Raw genomic sequence first — 10,860 nt, 5'->3', positions numbered from 1 at the left:
TTGCGTCCACATCATTCATCGCGGACACGATGCCTGCCGACTCTCAGGCTATCAAGATGACTTCACTGCGTGCTTACACCGTGACGTCGCTGACCTTGAGAGGGTCGCACCCTCCTTAATCCGGCTCCAATCGTTGTAGCTGTCTTCCATGGGCCGATGTTCGCCTGAATCGCTCGACCAAGATGGCGCCCTTGCGGAACAATATGGCTCTCAGCAAGCGCCCGGCTTGTTGAGGGCAGTAAGCCGGGTAACGACCATTGGGCTTGAAGGACCCAGGATGCGACCGAACGAGAGCAGAAAGAACAAGCCGTCTAAGAACAGGCTTGTCGACCGCTGCGCGGACGAACTCTTTGCCTGCGCGGTCACGGTGACGATGTTCACTGTCGGAGTGTGTGTACTTGCGATCGTCTTGATCACGTAGCGTAGGCGACAACGTTGATAGCCGCTAGGAGCCCGGTAGCTAGAGGCCGAAGCGCCAAGGGAAGCTGCATGCTCAATCTCCCTAACATTCACGTCTTCGTGTCTGTTAAAAAATATTGCCGGGCAGCATGTTCCCTATGAGTTTTGGGGCTCAGGCATGCAGGCCGCTCTGCGCTTGAGGGGGTTCTCTGGCTTTTGCAAGGTCCGATTCTGAGGCTTCCTCTTGGAGCATCAAGATCCCCTCAGTCGTAAGCCCAAAGATCCTCGCAAAGCCAGCTTCTTGGTATGTGCGCCGAACATACTTGGCGTCCGATACCTCGGCATTAATGAGCCCAAGATACGCCAACTTGGACACAAGCTGCAACTGGGCCTGATCTGCGATCGTTGTCGGGAAGGAGACGGTACTCAGAAGACGAAGGTAGTCGAGAGGCGTCATTTCAGAGATAGGCAAAATGTGCGGTAGTGGCTCCCGCGTCTAAATCACCTGTCCTTATGGGAAGGGAGCCGGAGCCGGCTCACATCGCAGTTAACGTGTTCCGGTCGTGCCGGTGGTGCCTGTGCCTGGAAGCAGACCAAAACCGCCACCAGAGTTGCCATTGCTCCCACTAATCGCCGCAGCGAACATGGCGACACCCGCTCCTGCTGCAAGCCATTGCTCTGACGTCAACCCGCCTTGCGCATTGGCAGTTGCGGCGTTACCTCCAGACGGGCCAGGGGTAGTTGGAGGTGCCGGGTTTTGCGCAAGTGCCGCAGACATCGTGAACGCGCACCAGGCCGTTGCGGAAATGAGCTTCATGTACTTCATAGGGACCTCACAGATAGTCGAACCAGTGGCCCCGCTGCCATGGTCGGACAAGCGGGACATTCATGTGGCTCCTTGACCACCAAAGTGTCGCTACTGTTCTCAGTGGTCGGCCGTCAGAAGACTTCGCCATTTCATTAAGGGTTTACCCTTAACGCCCACGGACAACGCCACTCAGCGGATTCGAATCGGATGATGCAGGCTGGATCGGCCGGACGCGGCACGATGACTGCCTCCGGCCGGATGCTCAGCGAGCGCCAGTTATGCGACCTGCACCTCGATGCGCCGCGGCTGCGCGTGCTCGGCCTTCGGAATGCGAAGCTTCAGCACGCCCTGCGCTAGTTCCGCCGACACCTTTTCGGTGTCCAACTCCTTGCTCAGCGTGAAGACGCGCCGGAACCGTGCCAAGCCCACTTCGGTGTGATGGGAAGTCAACCCATCAGGGACAGTGAGATCGCTCTCGGCCTCGATGGTCAAGGTGTCTGATTCGACTTGCAGAGTCAACTTGTCCCGACTCACGCCCGGCAGGTCGGCGTAGAGCGTGATGCCATTGGCATCCTCGATCACGTCCACAGGCGGCGTCAACGCCGCGTCGCTGTAACGCGAACGATCCTGCGAGGCAGTGCCGCTATGAGGAGAGTTGCTGGTGGTAGTGCGAACATCGTTACGCATGGCGTTTACTCCTTTCTAAGTTGGCAATGTCTGGGGTCACTGGATGGTGATACGACGCGGCTGCGCAGACGCCCGGCGCTGGACAGTGATGTGCAGCACGCCGTCACGCAATTTCGCGTCGACTGCCTCTGGATCAGCATCATCGGGCAACGTCAGCACCCGGCGGAAGCGTCCGTCGAAGCGCTCGTTGATGTGCACGGCCGCCTTGGCCTGCGCATCGGGCAGCGGGCTCTTGCGCTCGCCAGCGACGGTCAACAGACCACGCTCCAGGTTGACCTCGAGCGTGGCAGGATCGACGCCTGGCGCGAAGGCATAGATCTCGATGGTCTTGGGCGTACCGCCGACGTTGAGGGCGGGAAATCCGTTGCGGGCGAAGCCGCGGATAGTGGGTGACAGATCGAAGGCCTGCTGCACGTCGCGCTGCAGGCGATCCATCTCCGCGAAAACGTCGCGAGGAAACAGGGATCGGTACATGGCGAAAACCTCCATTCAAGCGTTGAACAGAGCGCCGGAGGCGTCTCCAGCGCTTCCGGTGAGTGACATAGCGATTCAGCGGAGAGATTCAAGAGACAAAAAAACTATCAGGGACTCCGATCCGATTGCTACGCAAACCTGCAGCACCATCGCCGCCTCCCTTGTCAACGAACCGCTGGCGCACTGCGTGATTGCATCGACATGGCAATTGACGACCCTGGCTTGCCGCTGCGACCCACGCCGTCCTGCGCGGCCACCTTGAGGCCGACGCCCGACGAGACAACTGCTGAGCCACCAAACTGTCAGGACTACCTTAGGCCGCGCTGTGCGGGCGTTTTTACGTCCTCGGCACGCCGAACCCAAAGCCGAACAGCCCGCCCTTCCGCTTGGCCGGCGGCGCCTCCGGATCTTCCTCGCGTGGTCCGATTGCAAGGGCTTCAATCAGCCGTTGCAGTTGCACTAGGCCGGAGGCCATAGCGGCGCTGTAGGTCTTCTCCGGTTGAAGCTGCTCGTCGATCGCAGCCCACTGGCCATCAGGGGCGAGCTCCACCAAGCGCCAGCGATAGGCGTTTTCGGCTGACTGAAAGACGGTAATGGCGAGGGGGCGGAGGGGCTGCATGTACGCATCTTCAGTCGGTCATCAGCCGACGATCGTCAGACACTGGCGCGTGATGCTTGCCCGCCGGCCTGCCCTGGCGCCTCAGGAGCTTTCGCCGCACTGCCCCAAGCATGGTCAGTTTTCGACCACCGGCGCTTTGGAACACGAGAGCTGGGGGCTACAGGCTACCGGTGATGGTCACCCGCAAGGACCCGCGCAGACTTGTCTGTGGTGCGGACCAGGCCATCACGCGTGAGCGGGCCCTGAGCCTCTACACCAACTCGGGGCCCTACTACACCTTCGAGGAGAACAAGAAGAGCTCGATCGAGGTCGGACGCTTTGCGGACATGGTGGTGTTGTCTGCAGACTACCTCACCGTGACGGATGAACAAATCAAGGACATCGTTCCACTCGAAACCATCGTGAACGACAAGGTGGTCTGCGAAACGCGCGAATGAACTTCGCGCCCGGAAGCCACGGCCAGCGCTCCATTGCCATTTTTCAGCATACGGGGGTGGGGACGCCGGGAGCGGTCGTGCGATCTTGCGCGCGCTCGGTCGCAAGATGGTCGTGATACGGGTCGTGGACGGCGACCCCGTCCCGACTGACCCCATCGCCTACGGGGCGCCGGTGTTCATGCGGGGCTAAATGTCCGCCCAAGTTCCTTTGCCTTGGATCGCGGAAGAACTGGCGCTGATGCGCATGGCTGACGCGGTGGGCATTCCGATGGCAGGCCACTGCCTGGGAAGCCAGCTGCTGGCCCTGGCCCTTGGCGGTGAAGTGAGGCCGAACCACCGTCCCGAGATCGGCTGGTGTGAGATCGATTCGGCGAGCTCGCAGAGGCGCAGCCTGGTGGGGGCCCCATGCGGGTCGCCGCCTGGCCACCTTGCAGTGGCATGGCGACGCACTCACGCAGCCGTCGAACTCTGTTCAGATCGCGAGTGGCGAGCACTGCACGAACCAGCTGGTCATCGTCCACGATCGCCACCTGCCGGTGCAGTCGCATGAGATGACGCCAGAGCTGGTGGATCTTTCGGTGCAGCGCGACGGCCATCAACTTGTGCGTCAGAACTCGTTGGACAACCCGGCGTGCAGTCCGTTAGAAGAGGTTGGGCTTGACCTGCAGTCGCAAACCGATGCCATGCATGGACTGCTGCGGCAGTTGTACATGCGCTGGGCCGAAGCATGAGGGCGACGCCCGGGCTTTTGACGCAGGCCCGAGTATGGCTGCCTGTTGGTTAGGGGCGAGTCCGTGCAGGGTTGAGGCGAAGGCCGGCGCAGATTGACACGCGCCTCGCTTATCCGAGAAGCGCAATGAGGCGAGTTCCCCCGGATCGGCGAGCAGCCTGTCATCAGTGGACGTGAGCGGTGAGCAGTCAAGCCGCGCAGGCTCTGGGATTGGATGTGATGCTCCGGCGCGGCACGCGGCTTTCAGCGTGCGGCGATCCCTGCGTCGCTACAGACCCACCCCGCCCGCCGATCGAAGTTGTTCGGCAAGCCTGCCATGGCCATCGCCGCCAGCATGGATAGCCAGCGACCGGGTAAGACCGAGGTGCACATCGGCCTCTCAGACAGCCGATATGGCAGAAAAATGTCTTCTGGCGCGCCTTCTTGCTGACAACGAAGAATTCGATCGGCACGACGGATCGGCCAACGTCTGTGGCGCGACATCGAAACTCTCACAATCGGGAGCGACAAATGCAGGCACGATGGCCACGCTATGGCCGGCCTCCTCCATCCCGATGATTGCCCGGCTATTCTGGAATGCCCCGCTACGACTCGGAGAGTGTTTGATGTTGCGCAACTGCGCATTGGCCAGGTTCTGAATCAAGTGGTTCGTGGTCAGTTTCAGCAGGTGCTGGCCGGCCAGCGATGATCAGGTCGTGCGCTGCGGCAATTTCGCCGCGATGTTCCGCGGGCACTTCAGCGCGCCGCCCGCTCGCCACAGGACGCCCGGATAGGGCAGACGCAACCGGGGCGCGGAATCAGGCATTCAAGAGCGCGTGGCCGTGGCGATGAACGAGGCAATCCTCTTTCCGCCGCCGATACGGCCCAAGGCGTACAAGTGGGCGTCACGATCGGATGCTGCTCCCGGAGTTGCTCGAAAGCGAACCATCGCATCCTATCGGCCAGGGGCGGACCGAACGTCGTGGAAGCACCCTGCCTCTCCTTACCCATCAGCGCGCTTCGTCGTGCGTGAGCAGATGCCCGAACAACCGTTGCTTGGTTCGAAGGTACTCGAGGTTCTCGGGCTGGGGCTGCGTGACGATCGCCACCCGCTCCACGATCTCCAGACCGAAGTCGCTGAGACCGTCGTACTTGCGTGGATTGTTGGTCATGAGCCGCATGCTCGTGACGCCGAGGTCCGCGAGGATCTGAGCGCCCGTCGAATAGTCGCGCGCGTCTACCGGCAACCCGAGCTGCGTGTTGGCCTGCGCGGTGTCCGCGCCCACATCCTGCAGCGCATAGGCCCGAATCTTGTGCAGCAGGCCGATGCCGCGTCCCTCATGGCCACGCATGTAGACCACCACACCGCGCCCCTCGGCCGCGATCCGCTCTAGCGCGATGTCAAGTTGCGGCCGGCAGTCGCAGCGCAGCGACCCCAGCACCTCGCCGGTCAGGCACTCCGAGTGCACCCGCACCAGCACGCCTGGCGCACCATCGACATCGCCCATGGTCAGCGCCACATGCTCCTGCTTCGACACCGTGTCGAGGTAGCCGTGCACCGTGAACAGGCCGTACTTGGTCGGAAGGCGCGCGGTCGATTGGCGCTGGACGATGCGTTCCTTGCGGCGCCGGTACGCGATCAGGTCCTTGATCGTGATCAGGCACAGGCCGTGCTCGTTCGCGAATTCCTGCAGCCGCGGCCGGCGCGCCATCGAGCCGTCGTCGTCGACGACCTCGGCGAGCACGCCACCGGGGCGCAATCCCGCGAGGCGCGTCAGGTCGACCGCGGCCTCGGTGTGGCCTGCGCGCCGCAGCACCCCGCCCTCCACTGCGCGCAGGGGAAAGACATGGCCGGGCCGGGTGAACGCGTCCGCCCCGAGCGCCGGGTCGACCAGCGCGCGGATCGTGGCAGCCCGGTCCGCGGCCGAGATGCCCGTGGAGATGCCCTGCCGAAGATCGGTGGACACGGTGAAGGCGGTGCGCATCGAATCGGTGTTCTCGGCCACCATCAGCGGCAGCGAGAGCTCGGCGAGACGCTGCGCCGGCAGCCCGACGCACAGCACCCCGCTGGTGTGGCGCACCACGAAGGCAATGGCTTCGGGCGTCGCGAACTCCGCCGCCATGATGAGGTCGCCCTCGTTCTCGCGGTCCTCGTCGTCCACGACGACCACCATCGCGCCGCGCGCGAGCGCCTCGAGCGCGTCTTCGATCGGATGCGGTTTCATCGCGGTGTTCCTTGCGTTCGAGGCCATCAGCCGAGCACGAACGGATTCGCGATCCGCGGCTTCGGATTGATGTAGACGCTCTTGGCCTCGAGGTACTCGTAGATCGCGCGCTGCCCGTTCTCGCGCCCGATGCCCGAGGACTTGAAGCCGCCGAACGGCGCCATGTAGCTGACGACGCGGTAGGCATTGACCCAGACGGTCCCGGCCTGGATGCGCTTCGGAAGCGTCAGCGCGCGTTCCATGTCGCCGGTCCACACGCCCGCGGCGAGGCCGTACTGCGTGTCGTTCGCCAGCGCCACGGCTTCGTCCTCGGTGTCGAACGGAATCACCACGAGCAGCGGTCCGAACACCTCTTCCTGCGCGATCCGCATGCGGTTGTTCACGCCGGTGAAGATGGTCGGCTCCACGAACAACCCCTTCTCGCAACCGGGCCGCGTGGAGCGGCCTCCGCCCAGCACGCAGCGCGCGCCCTCGCGCCGGGCGATGTCGATGTACTGCAGCACCTTCTCCAGCTGAGGCGGCGTCGAGACCGGGCCCACATGGGTCGACGGGTCCAGCGGATCGCCGAGCCGCGCATCGCCCATGAGTTCGAGGAGCCGCTGGACCAGGCGGTCGTGCACCGAGCGCTGCACCAGCAGCCGGGAGCCCGCCATGCAGGTCTGCCCGGTCGCCGCGAAGACGCCGGAGAGCACGCCCTTCGCGGCCTCCTCGAGATCCGCATCCTCGAACACGACATTGGCCGACTTGCCACCGAGTTCCAGCGACACGCGCTTGAAATCGGCAGCCGCATTTTGGTAGACCCGCCGCCCGCCGGCATCGCTGCCGGTGAACGCGACCCGCGCCACCAGCGGATGCTTGACCAGGGGTTCGCCCACGTCGAGGCCGAAGCCGGTCACCACGTTGAAGACGCCAGCCGGCACGCCGGCCTGCTCGACCAGTTCCGCCAGCAGCAGCGTCGATGCCGAGGAGAACTCCGACGGCTTCACCACGATCGTGTTGCCCGCGGCCAGCGCGGGCGCGATCTTCCAGGTGGCGAGCAGCAGCGGCGAGTTCCATGGCGCGATCGCGGCGACCACGCCCAGCGGCTCGTACGAGACGTAATGGAACATGCCGGGCTTGTCGATCGGCGTGACGGCTCCCTCGATCTTGTCGGCCATGCCGCCGAAGTAGTAGAACCACTGCGGCAGGTACTTCATCTGCCCGAGCATCTCGGCGCGCAGCTTGCCGTTGTCGCGCACCTCGAGATCGGCGAGGCGCTCGGCGTTCTGCGCGATCAGGTCGCCGAGGCGGTGCAGCAGCATGCCGCGCGCGCTGGCCGTCATCGCGGGCCATGGCCCCTCGGTGAAGGCACGGTGCGCCGCGCGCACCGCGATGTCGACATCGCGGCTGTCGCCCTTCGGGATGTCGGCCCAGTTCTCCCCGGTGGCCGGGTTCATGCTGGCGAAGGTCTCGCCACCGACGGCAGCGCACCATTCGCCACCGATGTACATGCGAAAGCGTTCCAAGATTCTTCCTTTCAGTTCAATTCAGGTTCGGCCGCGCGGCGGCCACGGCATGGGCGGCCTGCGCGATCGCGCCGCCGATGGCGGCCTCGAGCGCGGGCCCGGGCCGGTGTTGCTCGTCGATGTCGGCCTTGCCGGCGTAGACGCCCGTCGGCATGACAACGGCGCCGAAGAAGGCGAACAGCGGGCGCAGGGCGTGGTCGATCACGCCCGCATGCCGCTCGCTGTAGCCCGTGGCCGCCACGATCACCGGGCGGCCGGCCAGCGCCTTCATGTCGACGAGGTCGATCAGGTGCTTGAAGAGCCCCGCGTAGCTGCCCTTGTAGACGGGCGTCACGACCACCAGGGCCGTGCTGGCCTCGATGTCGTGCAGCACGCCCTCCAGCCGCGCCGATGCGTGCTCGCGCGCCAGGGTGGCGCCCAGGCCCGCCGGATCGTCGATCACCGCGTGCACCCGACCGCGCACGCCCGTCGCGGCGGCCAGCCGTGCCACCAGGTGCTCCGCGAGCCAGAGCGTGCGCGAGGGCATGGAGACATGGCCGCTGATGCCGACGATGCCGGTGGCTTCGCCGTCGTTCGCTCGCACGTCGGGCATGGTCGTCTGCGTGGGCACGGCGTTCAGGCGGTGACGATCTGCGGCCGATGCGCCTGCTCGCGCAGGCCCGCGCGCTCGAGCAGCGGCATCACCTCGGCGTTCCACTGCTTGATGCCCGCGTTGTAGTCGAGCCAGCTCAGGCACACGCCGTCGACGCCTGCTTCCGCGAGCAGGTCCATGTGCTCGACCATCATCTCGGGCGTTCCGACCAGCGGGAACCCGGCCCATCCGGCCTTGAAGTGATAGCGGAAGCGGTCGGCCTGCTCGGGCGTGAAGATGCCCGTCTGGATGCCGAGTTCCTTGACGATGTTCTCGCACGCGACGTCGTCGCCGTACTGCACCGCATAGCGGTCCACGTAGCGCTGCGCCTCGGCGAGCGTCTCGGCCACCGACACGTAGGAATAGCACCAGACCTTGAGGTCGCGCCCGAACTCCTCGCGGGCAAGCTTCTTGTAGCTCTGCACCTGCTTGCGCACGCCCTCGAGATCGTGCGAACCGAGGATCACGAACGCCGCGTCGCAATGCTGCGCGCAGTAGCGCATGCCGCGCGGCGATCCGCCCGCGTTGATCAGGAAGGGCCGGTTCAGGGGCTTAGGTTCCGCGAAGGCATTCACCAGGTTGAAGTGGCTCGACTGGTGATCGAAGTAGCCGTTCTGGGTCCAGGCCTTCTGCGCGATCTCGATCCATTCGTCGGCGAACTCGTAGCGCTTATCGTGCTCCATCATCGAGCCGCCGAACATGCGCATCTCGGGCCCGAACCAGCCGCAGATGATGTTGAGGCCGAAGCGGCCGCCGCTCACATGGTCGATCGTCGTCGCCTGCTTCGCCGCGAACAGCGGATGCACCGTGGGCACGTGCGAGGTCGTGATGCAGGCGATCTGGCTGGTGGACGCGGCGATGGCCGCGGCCCAGGTGTAGGTCTCCAGGCTGGTGCCGCCGAAATTGCTGTCGCCGCCGAAACCGCGCCAGCGTCCGATCGGGATGGCGGCCTCGAACCCGGCGCGGTCGGCGAGCTGGATCGTCTCCAGGTTCGTCTTCCAGTCGTCGGCGCGATGGACCTCCGGGGCCGTCGAGATCGCGCATCCTCCATGCGCATTGATGGCGAAGACGCCGAGCTTCATCTTGTTGGGCGAAGAGCGCATCGGATTGGCGGCGATGCTCAGGTTCTCGGGCTTGATTGCGGCGTTCATGTTGTCTCCGAAAGGTTGGTTTGAAAGGACCCGCCCGATGCGGCGCATCGTGTCGATGCATCTGCGGTCCAGGACTTCGACGGGAGTCGTTGCCACTCCCCGGCGCGAATGATTGCGATGCGGCCACGGGGCGTAAAGCGCTCGTTCGAGACGACGCCATCACCGTCGGCGATGGCAGGCTCGCAACGATGCGCGCGCGTTCTCATTGCGGCTGCCTGGCGCTCAGGTGGCTCACGAAAAGCTTCGCGGCCACCGAGAGGCTGTCGAACGAACGCACGCAGATGCGCAGCTCGCGGCGCGCCCATGCCTCGTCGAGCGCGAGCACCTTGATCCGCGCCAATGCGCTGTAGCGCAGGCCGATCGCCTTCGGCATGACCGCGATGCCCATGCCGGCCTCGACCATCAGGCTCAGCGCGTCGAAGCTCGTCACTTGCACCCGGCAGCGGAAGGGCTTCTCGCATTCGCTCGCCGCCTTCAGGATCTGCTGGTTGATATAGCTGCCGGTGTGGAGACCGACGTAGTCGTACGCGATCGTGTCGACGATCCGCACCGCATCGCGCGCCGCCAGCGCATGATCGACGGGCACCACGACGACGAGCTCGTCGCAGCGGAACGGCATCGTCACCAGGCCCTCCACGCCGCCGATGCCGTGCGCATAGATCCCCACGTCCGCGGCATTCGATGCCACGCCCTGCTGCACCGCGCTGCTGATGCGCTCCTGCAACTGCACCTGGACGTTGGGATAGTGCGTGCTGAACGAGTGCAGACACTGCGGCAGGAATTCGGTGATCGCCGAGAGGTTGCTCAGCACCCTGACGAGGCCCCGCGCGCCCGAGGCGTAGTCGCGCAGGCGCAGATGGATGTTGTCGAGGTCGTTGAGGACGTTGCGCGCCAGTCCCAGTAGCTCGAGCCCGGCCGCGGTCGGTTCGATGCCACGGTTGGTCCGCTGCACCAGGACCGTGTTGAGGCTGTCCTCGAGATCACTGAGCCGCTTGCTCACCGCAGAAGGCGCGATGTGCTCGCGCTCGGCCGCCTCCGCGATCGTGCCCGTGTCCATCACGGCCACGACGAGGCGCAGGGTTACTGGGTCGATTCTCGCGGCCATTCTTCGTCGTCCGGAACAGTTGCAGGGCTCGTTCAATCCTCTAAAGAAGATTGATTTCCACGATGGTGTACAAGCCTCGCTGCTGTCGCAATCGATGTCAAGCCGGCTCG

The 10,860-nt window shown here is 64.6% G+C and carries 10 protein-coding genes and 1 pseudogene; 3 read left to right on the top strand and 8 right to left on the bottom strand.

What is annotated here, in order from left to right:
• Positions 1 to 1,483 precede the first annotated feature (1,483 nt).
• The 3 genes from AC07RV_RS39335 to AC07RV_RS39325 all read right to left on the bottom strand — a co-directional run bounded on the left by AC07RV_RS39335 (position 1,484) and on the right by AC07RV_RS39325 (position 2,987).
• Positions 1,484 to 1,894 (bottom strand): Hsp20/alpha crystallin family protein, encoded by a 411-nt coding sequence (locus tag AC07RV_RS39335; protein ID WP_208512599.1) that lies wholly within the window; start codon positions 1,892 to 1,894, stop codon positions 1,484 to 1,486.
• A 36-nt stretch (positions 1,895 to 1,930) separates the two neighbouring features.
• Positions 1,931 to 2,368 (bottom strand): Hsp20/alpha crystallin family protein, encoded by a 438-nt coding sequence (locus tag AC07RV_RS39330; RefSeq protein WP_208512598.1) that lies wholly within the window; start codon positions 2,366 to 2,368, stop codon positions 1,931 to 1,933.
• Positions 2,369 to 2,705: 337 nt separating this feature from the next.
• Positions 2,706 to 2,987 carry a hypothetical protein gene (locus AC07RV_RS39325; protein ID WP_431513485.1) on the bottom strand — a complete coding sequence of 94 codons (282 nt, stop codon included), beginning with the start codon at positions 2,985 to 2,987 and terminating at the stop codon, positions 2,706 to 2,708.
• Positions 2,988 to 3,160: 173 nt separating this feature from the next.
• On the opposite strand from AC07RV_RS39325, the gene AC07RV_RS39320 reads away from it, so the two are divergent.
• From AC07RV_RS39320 to AC07RV_RS39310, 3 genes and pseudogenes are all read left to right on the top strand, one after another.
• Entirely contained in the window at positions 3,161 to 3,424 is a 264-nt protein-coding gene (locus AC07RV_RS39320) for an amidohydrolase family protein (protein WP_431513484.1), read from the top strand.
• 190 nt (positions 3,425 to 3,614) lie between these two features.
• A pseudogene (locus tag AC07RV_RS39315) lies at positions 3,615 to 3,767 on the top strand (glutamine amidotransferase-related protein); the annotation flags it as partial.
• Positions 3,768 to 3,852: 85 nt separating this feature from the next.
• Positions 3,853 to 4,155 carry a type 1 glutamine amidotransferase family protein gene (locus AC07RV_RS39310; protein WP_431514679.1) on the top strand — a complete coding sequence of 101 codons (303 nt, stop codon included), beginning with the start codon at positions 3,853 to 3,855 and terminating at the stop codon, positions 4,153 to 4,155.
• Between the two features lie 988 nt (positions 4,156 to 5,143).
• Here AC07RV_RS39310 and AC07RV_RS39305 read toward each other — a convergent pair.
• The 5 genes from AC07RV_RS39305 to AC07RV_RS39285 form a co-directional block, all read right to left on the bottom strand.
• Complete coding sequence (locus AC07RV_RS39305) at positions 5,144 to 6,358, bottom strand: bifunctional 3,4-dihydroxy-2-butanone-4-phosphate synthase/GTP cyclohydrolase II (protein ID WP_431513483.1); 1,215 nt, start codon at positions 6,356 to 6,358, stop codon at positions 5,144 to 5,146.
• Between the two features lie 26 nt (positions 6,359 to 6,384).
• Positions 6,385 to 7,863, bottom strand: coding sequence for an aldehyde dehydrogenase (locus tag AC07RV_RS39300; RefSeq protein ID WP_431513482.1), 1,479 nt, complete (start codon positions 7,861 to 7,863; stop codon positions 6,385 to 6,387).
• Positions 7,864 to 7,879: 16 nt separating this feature from the next.
• Complete coding sequence (locus AC07RV_RS39295; RefSeq protein ID WP_431513481.1) at positions 7,880 to 8,473, bottom strand: NAD(P)H-dependent oxidoreductase; 594 nt, start codon at positions 8,471 to 8,473, stop codon at positions 7,880 to 7,882.
• Positions 8,474 to 8,478: 5 nt separating this feature from the next.
• On the bottom strand, positions 8,479 to 9,645 hold the full coding sequence (locus AC07RV_RS39290; RefSeq protein WP_431513480.1) for an LLM class flavin-dependent oxidoreductase: 1,167 nt from the start codon (positions 9,643 to 9,645) through the stop codon (positions 8,479 to 8,481).
• Between the two features lie 202 nt (positions 9,646 to 9,847).
• Positions 9,848 to 10,750 (bottom strand): LysR family transcriptional regulator, encoded by a 903-nt coding sequence (locus AC07RV_RS39285; protein ID WP_208509455.1) that lies wholly within the window; start codon positions 10,748 to 10,750, stop codon positions 9,848 to 9,850.
• Positions 10,751 to 10,860: the final 110 nt, after the last annotated feature.

The sequence above is a fragment of the Variovorax sp. GW821-FHT09B01 genome, assembly GCF_059418345.1.
The sequence above is the reverse complement of the archived record's forward strand: the minus strand, read 5'-3'. Positions and strand labels throughout refer to the sequence as shown.